This is a genomic window from Endozoicomonas atrinae, assembly GCF_001647025.1.
In the GTDB taxonomy this organism is placed as follows: Bacteria; Pseudomonadota; Gammaproteobacteria; order Pseudomonadales; family Endozoicomonadaceae; genus Endozoicomonas; species Endozoicomonas atrinae.
The window spans coordinates 1-240 of sequence record NZ_LUKQ02000958.1 but is presented as its reverse complement, the minus strand read 5'-3'; the positions used below and the strand labels follow the sequence as shown (position 1 = coordinate 240).

Sequence of the window (240 nt, the reverse complement as noted above, 5' to 3'; positions counted from 1 at the left end):
ATACCGGCGGTGGAGGTGGTAGTGGCGGTGGTATCGTTGTCCCCGGCAACGGCAACACCACACAGGTGCAGGGCAGCATAACCGAGAACGATTTACCCGTCGCCCGTCGAGTGTTTGCCATTACCGAGGCAGAGCTGACCATTGATGGTAGCCAGGAAACCACACAAGCAGTACTGGCCAACGCCATCAGCAGCGAGATCGATGGCACCTATACCCTGGACACCAGCCCCTATGAGGGCA

At 58.8% G+C, this 240-nt stretch carries 1 protein-coding gene; it reads left to right on the top strand.

Features of this window, described 5'->3' with window-relative positions; all coding sequences use genetic code 11:
• Positions 1 to 240, top strand: a 240-nt coding sequence (locus AK963_RS34740; protein WP_175404855.1) for a hypothetical protein, incomplete at both ends; no start/stop codon positions are given.